The organism is Pseudomonas sp. LAIL14HWK12:I7 (assembly GCF_000483465.1).
Lineage (GTDB): Bacteria > Pseudomonadota > Gammaproteobacteria > Pseudomonadales > Pseudomonadaceae > Aquipseudomonas > Aquipseudomonas kermanshahensis.
The window spans coordinates 87,330-104,010 of the sequence record NZ_AXYZ01000005.1 but is presented as its reverse complement, the minus strand read 5'-3'; the positions used below and the strand labels follow the sequence as shown (position 1 = coordinate 104,010).

Annotated in this window: 14 protein-coding genes and 1 pseudogene; 9 read left to right on the top strand and 6 right to left on the bottom strand. The window is 58.7% G+C overall.

Annotation, left to right across the window (positions count from 1 at the left end; translation table 11 throughout):
- Positions 1-28 precede the first annotated feature (28 nt).
- From D886_RS0107285 to D886_RS0107265, 5 genes are all read right to left on the bottom strand, one after another.
- Positions 29-2,059, bottom strand: a complete 2,031-nt coding sequence (locus D886_RS0107285; protein WP_027593272.1) for a pyrroloquinoline quinone-dependent dehydrogenase — start codon at positions 2,057-2,059, stop codon at positions 29-31.
- An 11-nt stretch (positions 2,060-2,070) separates the two neighbouring features.
- Entirely contained in the window at positions 2,071-2,469 is a 399-nt protein-coding gene (locus D886_RS0107280) for a glucose dehydrogenase (RefSeq protein WP_027593271.1), read from the bottom strand.
- 31 nt (positions 2,470-2,500) lie between these two features.
- On the bottom strand, positions 2,501-3,802 hold the full coding sequence (locus D886_RS0107275) for an MFS transporter (protein ID WP_027593270.1): 1,302 nt from the start codon (positions 3,800-3,802) through the stop codon (positions 2,501-2,503).
- A 128-nt stretch (positions 3,803-3,930) separates the two neighbouring features.
- Positions 3,931-4,932 (bottom strand): transketolase family protein, encoded by a 1,002-nt coding sequence (locus D886_RS0107270; protein WP_027593269.1) that lies wholly within the window; start codon positions 4,930-4,932, stop codon positions 3,931-3,933.
- The gene (locus D886_RS0107265) at positions 4,929-5,786 is read right to left on the bottom strand and encodes a transketolase (RefSeq protein WP_027593268.1); all 858 of its coding nucleotides are present in this window, start codon (positions 5,784-5,786) and stop codon (positions 4,929-4,931) included. Before D886_RS0107265 ends, D886_RS0107270 begins: the two co-directional genes overlap by 4 nt.
- Positions 5,787-5,936: 150 nt before the next feature.
- Between D886_RS0107265 and D886_RS0107260 the strand changes: the two genes are divergently transcribed.
- The 7 genes from D886_RS0107260 (at position 5,937) to D886_RS0107230 (ending at position 13,355) form a co-directional block, all read left to right on the top strand.
- Positions 5,937-6,827, top strand: coding sequence for a LysR substrate-binding domain-containing protein (locus D886_RS0107260; protein WP_027593267.1), 891 nt, complete (start codon positions 5,937-5,939; stop codon positions 6,825-6,827).
- 164 nt (positions 6,828-6,991) lie between these two features.
- Positions 6,992-7,903 (top strand): LysR family transcriptional regulator, encoded by a 912-nt coding sequence (locus tag D886_RS0107255; protein ID WP_027593266.1) that lies wholly within the window; start codon positions 6,992-6,994, stop codon positions 7,901-7,903.
- A 98-nt stretch (positions 7,904-8,001) separates the two neighbouring features.
- Positions 8,002-8,922 carry a hydroxymethylglutaryl-CoA lyase gene (locus D886_RS0107250; RefSeq protein ID WP_027593265.1) on the top strand — a complete coding sequence of 307 codons (921 nt, stop codon included), beginning with the start codon at positions 8,002-8,004 and terminating at the stop codon, positions 8,920-8,922.
- Complete coding sequence (locus tag D886_RS0107245; RefSeq protein ID WP_033694013.1) at positions 8,922-10,124, top strand: CaiB/BaiF CoA-transferase family protein; 1,203 nt, start codon at positions 8,922-8,924, stop codon at positions 10,122-10,124. The genes D886_RS0107250 and D886_RS0107245 overlap by 1 nt, the downstream gene beginning before the upstream one ends.
- On the top strand, positions 10,125-10,649 hold the full coding sequence (locus D886_RS0107240) for a gamma carbonic anhydrase family protein (RefSeq protein WP_027593263.1): 525 nt from the start codon (positions 10,125-10,127) through the stop codon (positions 10,647-10,649). It abuts the gene before it with no gap.
- A 67-nt stretch (positions 10,650-10,716) separates the two neighbouring features.
- A complete protein-coding gene (locus tag D886_RS0107235) occupies positions 10,717-12,033 on the top strand; it encodes an MFS transporter (protein WP_027593262.1) in 1,317 nt (438 codons plus the stop codon).
- Positions 12,034-12,071: 38 nt separating this feature from the next.
- Positions 12,072-13,355 (top strand): OprD family porin, encoded by a 1,284-nt coding sequence (locus tag D886_RS0107230; RefSeq protein WP_027593261.1) that lies wholly within the window; start codon positions 12,072-12,074, stop codon positions 13,353-13,355.
- Between the two features lie 187 nt (positions 13,356-13,542).
- Here D886_RS0107230 and D886_RS0107225 read toward each other — a convergent pair.
- A pseudogene (locus D886_RS0107225) lies at positions 13,543-13,749 on the bottom strand (NAD-dependent epimerase/dehydratase family protein); the annotation flags it as partial.
- Between the two features lie 308 nt (positions 13,750-14,057).
- On the opposite strand from D886_RS0107225, the gene D886_RS0107220 reads away from it, so the two are divergent.
- Entirely contained in the window at positions 14,058-14,804 is a 747-nt protein-coding gene (locus D886_RS0107220) for an NADPH-dependent F420 reductase (protein WP_027593259.1), read from the top strand.
- 776 nt (positions 14,805-15,580) lie between these two features.
- On the top strand, positions 15,581-16,612 hold the full coding sequence (gene rfaD / locus D886_RS0107215; RefSeq protein ID WP_027593258.1) for an ADP-glyceromanno-heptose 6-epimerase: 1,032 nt from the start codon (positions 15,581-15,583) through the stop codon (positions 16,610-16,612).
- Positions 16,613-16,681: the final 69 nt, after the last annotated feature.

The following is a 16,681-nucleotide window of genomic DNA, read 5'->3' as shown; positions in this document are numbered from 1 at the left end:
CGGGGCCCAAGTGGGCCCCGTCAAGGCATTACTTACGCAGCTTGTATGCGATGATTTCGTCGCTGGTGCCGGTTTCCATGAAGGCGTGGCCAGACGCTGAGACGAGCACATACTGCTCGCCATCAACCTCGTACGAGATCGGGTTGGCTTGGGCGCCCGCCGTCAATGCGTCTTCCCACAGCACCTCACCGGTAGTCGTGTCGATGGCTCGGAACAAGTTGTCAGTCGCCGCGCCGACGAAGGTGAGTCCACCTGCGGTGACCACCGTTCCGCCATTGTTCGGCAAGCCGATATTCAGTGGCAGATGCGACGGGATGCCGAAAGGCCCGTTGCGACGCGCGGTACCCAGCGGCTCGTCCCACACGGTCTTGCCGGTATCCAGGCTGATTGCACGAATTCCGCCATACGGTGGTGCCGAGCACGGTACGCCGGTGCCCCAGTTACGCCATCCCGCATTCACACTGATCGCGTAAGGCGCGTTGACCTGCGGATAGGTCGATGCTCCACCTTCGCCCTTGCCCGATTTGCTGCCAGCCTTGTTCAGCGAGGTCTCATCAACCTTTGGCGCATAGATAGGTTTGAGCCCCATCTTGTCTGCCTGTTCACGCGGTATGAGCTGGTTGAGGTTAGGAATGTCGTTGTAATTGGCGATTAGCAGTCGTCGAACTGGGTCGATCGCGACCGAACCCCAATCGGAGCCACCGTTGTAGCCTGGGTATTGAATCCAGGGACGATCCACCGATGGCGGCGTCAGGTAGCCTTCGTAGTTGGCCTGGCGGAACTGGATGCGGCACATCAACTGATCGAGTGGTGAGAAGCCCCACATGTCCGCTTCGGTTTTCGGCGCCTTGCGTAGAGTGTGCCACTCGGAGGTAGGTTGAGTATTAGCCAGGAATTGGGGTTCAACGGAGCCGCCTTTTGGTGCCTTGACTTCACCAATCGGAACCAGAGGCTCGCCAGTTGCGCGATCCAGGATGTAGATGTCACCCTGCTTCGTCGGCAGCAGCACTGCAGCCACTGGTTTTCCGTCCTTATCAGGGAAATCAAGAAGGGTTGGCTGACTGCCCAGATCATAATCCCACACATCATGGCGGATGGTCTGGAAGTGCCATACGTCCTTGCCCGTCTTCACGTCGACGGCCACCAGTGAGGTCGAATACTTGTTTTCTTCCTCGCTACGGTTGGAACCGAAGTAATCAATTGAAGAGTTGCTGATCGGCAGGTAGACGTAGCCAAGCTGCTCATCGCCCACTGCAGCCGTCCACATATTCGGGGTGCCACGGGTGTAGGTGCTGCCTTCGGCTGGGCCATGAACGTTTTCAGGGTTACCCAGATCCCAAGCCCAGGCCATTTTCCCGGTGATCGCGTCGTAGCCGCGAATCACCCCAGAAGGTGCATCCTCGTCCTGACCGTCGCGGATTTGTGCTCCCGTGACCACCACGCCATTGACGATGGTAGGTGGCGCTGTAACCGCATACCAGCCGGGGACTTTTTTGCCCAGACCTTCCCAAAGATCTACGGTGCCGTTTTGCCCGAAGTCCTTGCAAGGCTCGCCCGTGCGCAGATCTACAGCTACCAGCCTCGCATCCAGTGTCGCTTCTACCACACGGCTGCGGCATTGTGCGGACTCAGGGATCTCTGGCGCGGTATACACCGCTACGCCGCGGCATGCTGCTGCGTGAGGAATGGCCTGATCAGGAACTCCAGGGTCGTGACGCCAGTTTTCCTTGCCGGTTGCAGCATTGATCGAAATAAGGATGTTTTTAGCAGAGCACATCAGCAGGTCGTTGCCGACCTTGACCGGGGTTGTTTCAGGCGAGTACCGACTGCCAGGATTCGGCAAGTCCCGTGTGTGATACACAAATGCGCGCTCCAGGCGCCCGACGTTTTCCGGGGTAATCTGCTTGAGTGGGCTGAAGCGCTGAGCGTCGTGATCGCCGCCATAGAATGGCCAATCGCTGCCGACCTGCGGCATCTGCTGAGCTTGAGCGAACTGCACCTGAAGCGCGCAAGAAACGGCGAGCGCCAGTGCGCTTCTGCATTTGACTGTTAGGAACATTACAAACCTCTTTACGCAGCAGAGCGGGGGGCGCGACGCAATGACGGCGACACGGCAAGGATCAACAATAGGATGACGGTGATTGCCACGAGACGTGGTACAAGCCCCCACCAGTTGAGTCCGACTTCCCATAAAGCCCAGACCAGTGTCAGGCCCCAGATCACGGCGAACAGGTACACAGCTGCTAATCGTTGCCTGCACAGCAGAACAGCGGTTACTACGCATCCCGCCCCAGTGAGGGCGTAATACCAGCTACCGCCCAAAGCCATCAGCCATACGCCTCCGCCAAAAAGGGCCATGCCAAATGCCCCCAGCGCCAGGGCTAACACGACGGTCGCCAGCCGCCATTTCCCGCTGTGACCAGCCGAGGCCCGGCCGTTGCTGCGGGATTCACTACTACGTTGATTCATGACGCCACTACTTCCTTCATTTGCTATTGATTCAGGCCACGGCCTGTTTGCCGGAGGCTGTAAAGCCGATGGGCCGACGTGTGCAGAACATCGAGAGGACTGAGCCGATCACAAGTAATGCGCCGACGACGACGAAGGCCAAGGCGAAGCTGCCAGAGCCGGCCACCACGTAGCCAGTCACGATCGGAGCGAGGAGACCGAACAGATTGCCGACTGCAGTGATAAAGCCAGCTGCAGTGCCGACATCGTCTTCCGAGCGCACCAGATCGTTGACCAGCGAGAGGTTCAGGGAAATCGCTGAGGCACAAGTGGCTAGCGAAAGCGTGATTACGAAAAGAATTGCCCAGGTATTGTCGATTGCAGGAACCAGGAAGATGACCGAAGACGCCAGCAAGACGCTGGCAACGACCATGCGCCTCTGTCCCGATTCTGCGGCCCCTGGGCGCATCACTTTGTCACTCCAGCGACCAATGACGATGGCAAGAATTGCAGCGCCCAGATACGGAATCGCGGTGTAGATACCGCTCGACATCACCGTCAGACCTTTCTCGGCTTGCAGATAGCTTGGCAACCAGGTCAGGAAGAAGTAGGTGGCATAGACCGCACATCCATGGGACAAGGCGATGGCCCACATGCTGCTAGAGCGAGCGAGGCCTTTCAGACCAAGGGAAACAGTCCGGGCAGGGTCTGCACTGGAAGAGACGCTGCCAGCGGCAATTTCTGCGCGTTCGGCATCCCCCAGCCACGGCGCTTTAGCGGGATGGCTGTACCACTTCAACCAGGCAGCCAGCCAGACGAAGCCCAATGCACCGGCCACGACAAATGCGATGCGCCAGCCGAATGTACTGATCAGCCAGCCGAAACCAATGGCACCAATGGCCGGCCCAACCAGGCTGCCGCTGTGGAAGACCGCAGTGGCCATACCGCGCTCTTTAAGCGGCATCCATTCGCGAATGACCCGGGCACCGGCGGGGTAGGTGGTAGCTTCTCCCATGCCCATGATCAGCCTGCAACTGAGCAAAGAGATGAAACCAGTCGACAATGCAGTGCAGGCCGTTGCAACCGACCAAACACCGATCCCATAACCATTAACCTTCTTGGGGCCGAAGCGGCCCACCAGATAGCCCATGGGGATGAGAGCGAGGAAATAGAGCCACACGAACGATGAGAAGAGGTATCCCATCGCAACTGGCGAGATATCGAATTCTTCCTTGAGGACTTTGGATGCGACTGAGAGCGAGACCCGGTCGACGTAGTTGATCAAGGTCAGGGTGAAGAGAAACGCATAGATCCATACACGTTTTTTCTTCAGGAGACTGGTGCCTTTTTGCATCGCCATCACCTTTGTACTTATTGGGACGATCCAGAGGAGTATCGGGCTGTACGGCACGAGCCCGCTCAACGAGCCCAGGCAGAAGGGCGTTCAACGTGAGCGGGTACCACCGTATGGCCAGAGAATGGTCAGCCTAGCCAGCGCTGAATGTTGGCGACCATGACGTCTTTGGAGATGCCGTAGCGGTCGTGCAATGTCGGCAGTGCGCCTGCATCCAGGAACTGATCGGGCAGCGCAACGTGACGTACTTCAGGCTGTACGCGGGCCTGCAACAACGCCATGGCGATGGCCTCACCCAGGCCGCCGATTTGAGTGTGGTTTTCCGCAATGACCACCAGACGGCCTTCGCGCCGGCATTGCTCCAGGATGGTCTGGACATCGAGCGGCTTAATTGTCGGAACGTGCAAAACGGCGGTGTCCACTTTGTGCTTGGCCAGTTCGTCTGCGACTTCCAGAGCACGCATCGTCATAAGGCCGGAGGAAATGACCAGCACATCGTTGCCATCTCGTAGGAGCTGGGCTTTACCGAGTTCGAATCGGTAATCGTACTCGTCGAGAATCAGCGGTACCCGCCCACGAGGCAGGCGCATATAGACAGGGCCGTCGTGCTCGGCGATCGCGGCCACGCACTGCTCGGTTTCCAATGCATCGCAAGGATCGATAACCATCATCTGCGGAATCGCGCGCATCATCGCCAGATCTTCTGTAGCCTGATGGCTCGGGCCGTACCCAGTCGTCAAGCCCGGCAGCGCTGCGCAGATTTTGACGTTCAGGTTTTCCTCAGCGATCACTTGATGAATGAAGTCATAAGCGCGTCGGGTGGCGAATACCGCGTAGGTGGTGGCGAAAGGCACGAAGCCTTCCTTGGCCATGCCGCCGGCAGCAGCCATGAGCAACTGCTCAGCCATGCCCATCTGCAGGAAACGCTCTGGATAGCGCTGGGCGAAAATGTGCAAGTCAGTGTACTTGGCCAAATCTGCAGTCATGCCGACAATGCGTGGGTTCTTTTGGCCTGCCTTTATCAAGGCGTGGCCGAACGGTGCTGACGTGGTGCGCTGACCCTCGCTTGCGATAGAGGCGATCATGGACGAAGTGGTGAGTTTCGGCTTTGTAGAGGAGGCGGCGTTCATTGTGGGCTCCGGGTCGCATAGATCTCGTCGAGGTCTGTAAGTGCTTGCTGCCACTCCTCGGGCTCGACCCTGATGAAGTGGTTCTTGTCCCGCTGCTCCAGGAAAGGCACACCCTTACCCATTAGCGTGTCGAACAGGATCACGCGAGGTTTGTCCCCCGTAAAACCGCGAGCAATGTCGAACGCCTCGATCACGGTTTGCAGGTCGTTGCCGTCTACACGCTGTACATGCCAGCCAAACGCTGCCCATTTATCGGCCAGGGGTTCGAACTGGAGGATGTCATGGGAGGGGCCATCAGCCTGCTGGCGGTTGATGTCTACCAAGTTGATCAGGTTGCCCAACTGATGATGCGATGCCGACATAGCTGCTTCCCACACCGCCCCCTCATCCAGTTCTCCGTCGGACATCGAGTTGTAGACGAAGGCATCGTTGCCCTTCATGCGCAGAGCAAGAGCTTGGCCTACCGCGATCGCTAAGCCTTGACCGAGTGAACCACCCGAGATCTCCATGCCGGGCGTATAGGTCGCCATCCCGGACATCGGCAGTCGGCTGTCGTCGGAGCCGTAGGTTTCTAGCTCTTCTTCTGGAAGAACCCCTGCTTCCAAGAGGGCGGCGTATAGAGCAATGGCGTAATGCCCGTGTGACAGTAGGAAGCGGTCACGACCTTCCCATTTCGGGTCATCAGCACGAATATTCATGGCGTGGCAGTAGGCGACAGCAAGCACGTCGGCCCAGCCCAGCGCCTGGCCCACATAGCCCTGGCCTTGAACCTCTCCCATGCGCAAGGCGAAACGCCGAATACGCCACGCGTGTTCCGACATCCTGGCCAAAGGCGGGTGGTGAATCTCGGTCATATTGTTCTCCATTGGTGACCAGCGATCCGGGTTTACTGACGCAATCTATTCATCAGTCAGCAACCGTATTGGGTAATGCCCTGATATTCATGTAAAAATAGTGGCTCGACAAAAGGTTTAAATTCGTCAACTAATGAACTGGATTCATCTATGAAGCTTTTGAAACGGGTGCCTCTCCCTGCCCTCAGAGTTTTTGAAGCAGCGGGTCGTACCTGCTCTTTTGTCGAGGCAGCAAAGGAGCTCGATCTTTCCCCGAGCGCGGTCAGCCATGCGATTCGCAAACTGGAAGCGGCCGCAGGACTTACCCTCTTCACGCGGAACACGCGCCACACATCCCTGACGCTAGAAGGCGCCATGCTGCTGGATCACGTTCAGCGCGGGTTTGAAGAAATGAGTCGAGGCCTTGCGATCGCGACCAACGAGCCTGCGGTACCTCTACGTCTGCACACGGCGCCCACCTTCGCCAGCCAGTGGTTGGTGCCGCGGTTAGCGAGTTTCCTAGAAGACCACGCAGGAATTGATCTGCGTATTTCAGCGAGCACAGACTATGCGCTGTTCGATAACGATGATTTCGACCTGGACATCGTCTACGGTGAGCCCAGACCGTCGCCTCATGAGAAGACGCCGCTGCGCATCGAGGAGTTAACACCGCTGTGCAGCCCGGAGGTAGCCAAGCATCTGCGCACCCCTCAGGATTTATATTCTCAGTTCCTAATCCAAAGCGACGGTCAGTCCGTCCAGTGGAGAGGCTGGTTTGCAGCGAATGGAATGCAGCCACCGAGTAACTACGGCTTGGCGTTTGACCGGAGCTCTATGGGCATAGCTGCTGCTGCAGGAGGTCTGGGCGTAGTACTTGAATCTGATTTGTTAGCCGAGCAGGAATTGGCGAGCGGTCGCTTGGTCAGTCCGCTTCGCCATGTCAGCAATAGCGTTCGGTACGTTGGTCACTACCTAGTGCATCCACGCCGACCTAGGCAGCCCCATGCAGTTTCTCAGTTTAAGCAGTGGATGTTCAAAGCACTATCGGCTCAAGCAATTTGAGCTGCCGAAGCCCAAGGCGTTGACGCTGGAGAATCAGACGGTGTGCACTGGCTTCTTGGAAATCCCCGCCGGCGGAGTCAAGCTAAGGCGATGAAGGAAATGCAAGCACCCTGGCTCAGCTGCTGCGGCAGCTATGCTCGTCGTCTCTAGTAGTGGGAAATGTGATGCAGCACCTCGATCACTTATCGTTGCACCTGTTCGTAATCATTTGCGAAGAAGGCACTATCGCCCGAGCCAGCGAGCGTGCATACATGGCGCCCTCCGCTGTCAGCAAGAGAATCTCGGACATTGAGGCGCGCTTTGGTATTACTCTGCTCAAACGCAGTAAGCGTGGCGTCGAATCTACCCCGGCGGGTGTCGCACTTTTGCGCCATGCACGAGGACTGACCCGCGCCATCGAATCTCTGCAAAGCGAACTGAGTGAATACGCGGACGGCGCACGCGGGCATGTGCGTGTGCTAGCCAATGTCTCGTCGATCATGGAGTTCCTTCCCGAGGAATTATCGGACTTCATGCTCGACAATCCGTTGATTCAGGCGGATATCGAAGAACGCTTCAGTCCGGATGTGGTGCGCGGGGTAGCGGAGGGCAATGCAGACCTGGGCATCTGCCGCAAGTCGATGGCCGTTGGCGACCTGGAGTTCGTGCCGTACCGGCAGGATCATCTGGCCGTGGTAGTTGGCGCCGATCACCCGCTGGCCGGGCGGGGCAGTATCGCGTTCGAAGAGACGCTGGATTACGAGCATCTGGGTTTGTCTGCATTCGCCACGCTCAATACCTTCATGCGCAACAGCGCTGAGGCGGCGGGCAAGGAATTGCGTTTTCGCTCGTACGTGTCGTCCTTTGACGCGGCCTATCGTCTGGTGCAGTTCGGCCTGGGCCTCGCAGTGTTCCCGCAGGAGGCGGTGGCGCGCTATGCGCAGCTGTTCGACCTGAGAGTGATCCCGCTGACCGATGACTGGGCGCTTGGCGAGTTCGTCATTTGCATGCGCGACCGCCATGCCTTGAGCCTGTCTGCGCGTCGCTTGCTCGACCATTTGCTGCTGCGTGCGCCGGCTTGGCAAACACGGAGCTGATCCATCGCGGCTGACGATGGATCAACCCGTGAAACACGTCTTTTCTGCCTGTCGTCCTGCTCTTAGTCTGGCCCCACGCTTCAGACAGAGAGACCGCGATGACAACAATAACAATCAACGAAGTCGGCATGCGCGATGGCCTGCAAAGCCTGCACACGGTAATGCCGACTGCCGCCAAGCTGCGCTGGATCGATCGCGCCTATGCCGCTGGCGTGCGCCATATGGAAGTTGCCTCGTTCGTGCCGGCCCGGCTGCTGCCGCAGATGGCCGATGCCAGACAGGTGGTGGGCCATGCCCTGACGTACCCCGATCTGCTGGTAACGGTGCTAGCACCCAACCTGCGTGGTGCGCAGGATGCGCTGGAGTCAGGCGCCCAGCGTATCGTCGCGCCGGTATCCGTCAGCACCGCCCACAGCCTGGCCAACGTGCGCCGTACGCCGCAGGAAATGGTCGAGGAACTGGGGCGCATGTGCCAACTGCGCAACGAGCTGGGGCGTCACGATGTGCAGATGATCGCCGGCATGTCGGTGGCCTTTGGCTGCACCCGCCAGGGCGATGTGCCATTGGCCGACCTGTGCGAGCTGACCCGCCAGGTGATCGAGGCGGGCTGCGACCTGGTCTCGCTGGGCGACACCACCGGCTACGCCAACCCCGGCCAGGTGGCTACTGTGATCCAGGCCGTTCGCTCCATTGCCGGCGAGCGACTGCGTGCCGCGCACTTCCACGACACCCGTGGCCTGGCCCTGGCCAACAGCCTGGTGGCGGTGCAGCAGGGTATTCGCGAGCTGGATGCATCGCTTGCCGGCCTTGGCGGTTGCCCGTTCGCACCAGGTGCGTCGGGCAATACGGTGACCGAAGACCTTGTGTTCATGCTGCAGAGCATGGGTTTTGACACGGGTATCGACCTGCCAGCGCTGATCGCTTCCCGCCAGCTGCTGCGCGAGGTGCTGCCGGATGAACCGCTTTACGGCGCTATTGCCCGCGCCGGCCTGCCGCTCAACTACCGAAGGAACGCGTAATGTCCAGACTCCCCTTGGACGGCATTCGTGTCGTCGAGATTTCGCACATGGTCATGGGCCCCACCTGCGGCATGATCCTGGGTGACCTGGGTGCCGAAGTGATCAAGATCGAACCCACCCGCGGGGACGGCACTCGCCGCTTGCTCGGGGCGGGGGCGGGGTTCTTCCGCACCTTCAACCGCAACAAGCAGTGCATCGCCGTCGACCTCGACACCCTCCAGGGCCGTGAGGCGGTGCTGACGCTGATCGACAGCGCCGACGTATTCATCGAGAACTTCAAACCCGGGCGCATGCACACACTGGGCTTCGACTACGCCACGCTGCGCCAGCGTAATCCACGGTTGATCTATGCCTCGCACAAGGGCTTCCTCAGTGGCCCGTACGACAACCGCCTAGCCTTGGACGAAGTGGTGCAGATGATGGCCGGCCTGGCCTACATGACCGGGCCGGTGGGCCGCCCCTTGCGCGCCGGCAGTTCGGTAAACGACATCATGGGCGGCATGTTCGGCGCCATTGGTGTACTGGCCGCGCTCAACGAGCGCAACACCACGGGTGTCGGCCGCGAAGTGCAGAGTGCACTATACGAAAACTGCGTGTTGCTCGCGGCCCAGCACATGCAGCAGTACGTGGTGACCGGCCAGGCAGCGGCGCCGATGCCCAACCGCATCAGTGCCTGGGCGGTCTACGACGTGTTCACCTTCGCGGGCGGCGAGCAGATGTTCGTCGCTGCCACGGGTGAAGGCCAGTGGCAGGCCCTGTGCCAGTTGTTGGGCCAGACCGCCTTGCTCGACGACCCGACCTTGGCGACCAACAATGACCGGGTATTGCAGCGGCCGCGGCTGCTGGCGCATCTGGCCGAGGTGTTCGCCAATCTCGATGCCCAGCAATTGGCTACGGAACTGGAGGCGAACAGTATTCCGTTCGCGCCGATCCGCCGCCCAGAAGAACTGTTCGACGACCCGCACCTGATCCAGAGCGGTGGCATGGCGAACCTGCTGCTGGAAGATGGCAGCAGCACGCCGATGCCCTTGCTGCCGCTGTCGCTGGATGGCCAGCGCCTGCAGCCGCGCCGGCCGATCCCGCGGATTGGCGAACACACGCACAAGGTCATGCGCGAGCTGGGCTATAGCGATGAACGCATCGCCGAGCTGTGTGCGGCGGGGGTGCTGAAAACCGACGACCCGGCCCAGGGAGTGCACTGAATGGCCATCTATCGATACGACACACTGACCCCGACCCTTCACCCGGAAACCTTCATCGCCGAGGACGCCACGGTAATCGGCGATGTCACCCTGGAGCAGGGCGTGAGCGTGTGGCCGCAGGCAGTGTTGCGCGGTGACAACGAGCCGATCCGCATCGGCCAGCACAGCAATGTTCAGGAAGGGGCGGTGCTGCATGCCGACCCAGGGTTTGCCCTGACCGTGGGTCGCAACGTCACCATCGGCCATCAGGCCATGCTGCACGGCTGCAGCATCGGCGATGGCGCGCTGGTCGGGATCCAGGCGGTGGTGCTCAATGGCGCGGTGATCGGCCGCAACTGCCTGGTCGGAGCCGGCGCCATCGTCACCGAAGGCAAGGTGTTCCCCGACAACTCGCTGATTCTCGGCGCGCCGGCCAAGGTGGTGCGTGAGCTGAGCCCCGAAGCCGTCGCCGGCATGCACGCCAATGCCGCCGAGTACGTGCGCAAGGGCCAGGCCTTCAAGGAAAAGCTCGTGCGCATTGGCTGATACGTTGTACGCGGCGCCCTCAACGGGCGCCGTCGCTCTCCAATAATTACAAAAATGGAGATTCACCATGGTTGCCTTGACTGGCGAAGTGGCGCGCGAGCGCGCCGACAGCCACATCGACGAACTGCTGCTTTACCGCCGCGTGGCTTGGCGCATCATGCCGCTGGCCATCATCTGTTTCCTTTTTTCCTACTTTGACCGCATCAACATCAGTTTCGCCAAGACTCAGATGCAGGCTGAGCTGGGCCTGAGCGACGCCGCCTACGGACTGGCCGCGAGCATGTTCTTCATCGGCTACGTGCTGTTCGAAGTGCCGAGCAGTTTGGGCCTCAAGCGCTATGGGGCGCCGGCCTGGATCTGCCGGATCATGGTGTCGTGGGGCCTGGCCACGGCGGCCCTGGTATTCGCCTACACCCATTACACGCTGTATTTCCTGCGCTTTCTGATCGGAGTAATGGAAGCGGGTTTCGGCCCGGCGATCCTGTTCTACTTGGCCTGCTGGTTCCCTAAGAAACACTTGGCAAAAATGAACGGCCTGTGGTTCCTTGCCGTGCCCTTGGCCGGAGCGGTGGGCGGGCCGGCTGCGGGCTTCCTGCTGGGAACCATGGATGGCGTATTGGGCCTGGCGGGCTGGCACTGGCTGTTTCTGATGTCGGGTTTGCCATGCGTGCTTCTGGGGCTGCTGGTGCTAAGGAAGCTTGACCGCGACATCGAGTCGGCCAGATGGCTTAGCCGCCAGGAGAAAGACCTGCTGGCGGAGAACTTGGCTCAGGACAGGCGCGTGCAGAAACCAATGCTGGGGTCGATCTGGCAGGTGCTGCTGACCCGCGAAGTGGCGATCATGGCGTTCATTTACTACGTGGTGAAAACTGCTTCCTACGGCCTGAACTTTTGGATGCCACACCTGATCAAGTCGTCCGGCGTGCGGGACATGCTGTGGGTCGGCGTGCTGTCGGCATTGCCGTATGCAGTGGCCTGCATTGGCATGGTGTGGTTGACCCGCCGATCCGACCGTACGGGTGAGCGCAAGCGCTACTTGGTGTACTGCCTTCTGGCCGCCGCTTGCGGTTATCTGCTGGCTTGCCTGTACTCCGACTCGTCGGTGGCCATGATGGCTGCGCTGGTGCTGGCCACCGCAGGCACATTCATCGCCATCCCGATCTTCTGGACAATTCCCCAATCGACTTTCTCAGGGCTGGCCATCGCCACGGGCACTGCGGCGATAAACTCGGTCGGCCAACTGAGCGGCATCGTCGCGCCGGTGATGGTTGGTAAAATCAATGACCTTACCGGCAGCAGCTACATGGGCATGCTGTCGATTGCACCGCTGATCCTGATCGCTTGCCTGGTGGTGATGCGCTGCGTCAGAAATCCCAAGGCTTGAACAACAGCGCTTTCCAACAAGAAAAACAAGGCGTAACCATGAATGTATCCTCCTCCCGGCGGGCATCGCTGATGCTCGCGGCGCTTGGCTGCGCGTGCCAGGCGGCCCAGGCAGGCTTTGCCGACGACGGCAAGGGCAGCCTGGAGCTGCGCAACCTCTACTTCGACCGCGATTTCCATGGTGATACCGCCAGCCAGTCGCGACGCGCCGAGTGGGCCCAGGGCTTCATGCTCAAGTGGCAGTCCGGTTATTCCGATGGCGTTGTCGGCTTTGGCCTGGATGCAGTCGGTATGTTGGGCATCAAGCTAGACTCTTCGCCCGACCGCAGCGGCACCGGCCTCTTGCCGCGTGGCAGCGACAAGCGTGCAGCGGGCGACTACGGGAAGGCAATTACCACGTTCAAGGCGAAGCTGTCGCAGACTGAACTGCTGGTCGGTGGGCTAAGCCCGCAACTGCCGCTGCTAGCAGCGAACTACAGTCGCCTATTTCCGCAGTGGTTTAACGGGGTGCAATTGGTCAGTAAGGATCTGGACGATTTCACCTTCACCGTTCTGCAGGTGAATGCGACCAAGCTGCGCGACTCCACCGATTTCGAAGACCTGACGGCAATGGCGCAACAGGGCGCCTACCCAGCGACGGTGAGCAGTGACCGTTTGTATTACGCCGGGGCGGATTACCAGCCGCTGAAGAACCTCACCGTGAGCCTGCACACCAGCGACCTCGAAGACCTGTTCCGCCGTGATTTTGCTAGTTTCAAGTATCGCGTCGCTGCGGGGCCAGGTGAGGTATTCACTGAGTGGCGCTGGTTCAACGCCCAGGATCAGGGTAGGGCGTTGCTAGGGGAGGTGGACAGCCGCACCCTGAGCACCAACTTCGGCTACAACCTGTTCGGCCATACCTTCAGCGGCGGCTATCAGAAAGTCAGCGGCGATACCGCTTACGCCTATGTGGGCGGCACCGATACCTACCTGTTCAGCGAACAACAGGTCAGCACCTTCGCCCTGGCCAAAGAGCGCGCCTGGATGTTGCGCTATGACTACAACTTTGCTGCCTTGGGCATTCCGGGTCTTACCTTTAACGTGCGATACGTGAAGGGTGACCAGGTTGATCCGCAGCGCATTGCCACAGCAAAGGGCAGGGCGCTCAAGGCGCGCGGGGGGGAGGGCGAGGAATGGGAGCGCACCACAGACATCACTTACGTGGTGCAGTCAGGATTCTTGAAAAACTTATCTCTACGTTGGCGCAATGCAAGCATGCGCTCTAATTTTGCCGATGCAGCAGACGAGAATCGGTTGATCCTTGGCTATGTGATCGAGTTCTGATGACATTGCCGTATCCCTCGGACGACACACGTTTGCTGACAAAGGCAGCGCAGGAGGGCGTGGAGAAAGGGCTTTCGCTACAGTAAGGCGGAAGTTCTGATACTTGAATTCGACGTATCGCTCAAGAGATCTGCTCTATGCATCCAACGACACTAGACGGACGCTATTTTGTCGTCGAAGGTCAGCCTATGATCGTCGTCGCCCCCAGGCTCTTCAGATACGCTTCTTCTTCGCTGGATTTTCCGGTGGCGGCAGTGACGGTGTACCCAGCAGCTGCCAGAAGGCTGATTGCGAAGCTACCGACACCACCTGTGGCGCCTGTCACCAGCACGGGGCCATTGGCCGGCTTCAGTCCATGGCGTTCCAACGCCATCATGCAGAGCATGGCGGTGTATCACACGCCTTGATGGAAGAGGTTGAGACCTTCTTCAACGGCTTGGCGATGCTTGATCACAAGCTTCGGTCGCTGAAGAGCAGTGTTAAATCGAGTCTGCGACTGGCAGTGCATCCCGCGTATGGAAGTTTCCTGGCTCCAACGGCCATTGCACGCTTTCGTCAGAAGTTCGATGTGCCTGTATTCTTTGAGGTGTGCAGCTCAGCAAGCGCTTACCAACGGGTACACTCCACCTTTTGGTGGGTACTTACCATTATTACATCAGCCGCCTAGAATCGGTGCAAGCAAACGATTACTGAGGCTTAACCATGAAAATCGGCATCATTGGAACGGGTAACATCGGCGGCACCATTGCTCGTAAGTTAAGAGCTGCTGGCCATGAGATTCGCGTGGCAAATTCTGGAGGTGTCAACGGCGTTCGTGCATTCGCCGAAGAAATCGGAGCAGAGCCTGCAGACATTCGGGGCGCAGTGGACGGCGCGGATGTGGTAGTGCTGTCGATACCTCTGCCAGCATTGAGCGCACTCCCTCCTGACCTATTTATCTCCGTACCGGATAGCATCCCTGTTGTGGATACCAGCAACTACTACCCTGGTTTGCGTGACCCGCGCATTGCTGAAATTGATCAAGGGATGACGGAAAGCGTTTGGGTGACGAAGCAGATTGGGCGACCGGTAATCAAGGCTTTCAACAATGTGCTCGCGTACACATTGGCAGAGTTGGGCGTTCCGGACGGTACACCAGGTCGTTTGGCAGCGGCGGTAGCGGGTGATGATGAGAAAGCCAAAGAAACAGTGATGACTCTGGTAGGTCAGGTTGGTTTCGATCCGGTTGACGCAGGCTCGCTTGAGGAGTCCTGGAAGCAACAGCCGTCTACACCAGGCTATTGCTGTGATTACGATGCTGAGACTATGCGCAGAGCTTTATCAGCAGCTATCAGGGGGCAGGCAGCCGCTAAACGAGATCAATTGCCTGAGCATTTCAAGTGGCTCGGGCCGAACCCGACCCATGGCGACGTGATAGCCATGAATCGATCATTCAATCCACTCGACTAAGGTTTTTTGCTGAGCATGGAGCAAGCTCAAGAATGACTGATCGCTTGAGACGATGAATGACTCCAGCATTGGGGTAACAACTTTACAATCTCACTTGCCCGCTGTGTCGGCAGCCGAGTCCGCCAGTACCATCCATCAAAGGCAGCAGCGGACTCTGAGGGGTAATATCTGAATTCTGACTGCGCCTGAACTGGGCGTAACGACGGAAATACGCCGCGAACTGAGGATGCAAAGGAAAGCGCAGGCGAGGAGACGCACTTAGGTCTCTAGGACGCGGCGTGATAAGACCGCCGGCATTGAGCTGCTTGCTGGGATCCGGGCTTGGCCCAAGGTGAGCCGACGCTGGGGCCTAGGCTGTGGAGTGCCAAATTAACAAAAGAAATTGTAGACGCCAAAGGATGCTGGCGGAGGCAGTAGCCGTGAAGCTTGATTGTGAATTGGCTTGTACGCTGGATTACGCAATTGTGCCGATCGTCGAGCAGAGCACAGGCATGAGAAGGAGCGTAACGGCTTGATTCGAGGGTTGTATGGTCAATCGAGGCAAGTTTGGTTTTCGGGGGCTGGTGACAAACATGAGAACCTCTCCGCAACACTTCATTTAACATAATATGCATTATGCGCACACTCGTATAGACCCACACGCCCGTGGATACCCAGATTCGAAACCAGCCTAACGCCGGCAACCCACCAAACCATCCCATCCTTTGACCCTGGTTAACATCCCTGCAGATTCCCTCCACTAAAATCCGATCTCCGCACCCTTATGGGGATCTGGCATGACCATCATCGTAACCGGCGCCGCGGGATTCATCGGTAGCAACCTCGTACAGGCGCTCAACCAACGCAACCAAACCGAGATCATCGCCGTCGACGGCCTCACCGCAGGCGACAAATTCCTCAACCTGGCTGACTATGACATCGCTGATTACCTAGACAAGGATGACTTCCTGGACCGGTTTCGGCGCGGACAATTTGGCAACGTACGCGCGGTGCTGCACCAAGGCGCATGTTCCAGTACCGTCGAAGCCGACGGCCGTTTCATGATGGACAACAATTATCGCTACAGCCGGGACTTGCTGGAGATTGCCCAGGCCCAACAGGTTCCGGTCCTGTACGCCTCATCGGCAGCAGTCTACGGTGCTGGCCAGGACTTTCGTGAACAGCGCGATTGTGAGCGCCCGTTGAACGTCTACGGCTATTCCAAATTCCTGTTCGATCAGCATGTGCGCCGGCAGTTGTCAGCTTCGCGCAGTCAGGTCGTTGGACTGCGCTATTTCAACGTTTACGGGCCCCATGAGCAGCATAAAGGCGCGATGGCATCGGTGGCCCTGCACTGTTTCAACCAGTACCAGGCCCGCGGAAAAGTCAGCCTGTTCGGCAGCTACGGCGGTTACCCCAGCGGTAGCCATTTGCGTGATTTCGTCTCGGTGGATGATGTGGTCAGGGTCAATTTATTCTTCCTTGATCACCCGCAACTGAGCGGCATTTTCAATGTAGGTAGCGGACGCGCGCAGTCGTTCAATGATGTTGCGCTGGCAGTGATCAACCGATTACGTAGATACCAAGGCCAACCCCCATTGTCCCTGGAGATGGCCTTGCTGGAAGGCATACTGGAATACAGTGAATTTCCTGAACATTTGCGCGGCAAGTACCAGTGTTACACCTGTGCAGACCTGGAGCGCTTGCGGGCTGTGGGCTACAAGACGGCAACATTGACGGTCGAACAAGGTGTAAGTCTGTATTGTGATTGGCTGCAAGGCCTGCAAAGCCCGTCGCCTGCTCCTTTCAGGCAAGCGACGGCAGCTTGATGTTCGCAACTTCGTGACATAACTACGCTAAATATTCATTTAGTGTAGTTATGTTTAAACCAGCCTAAA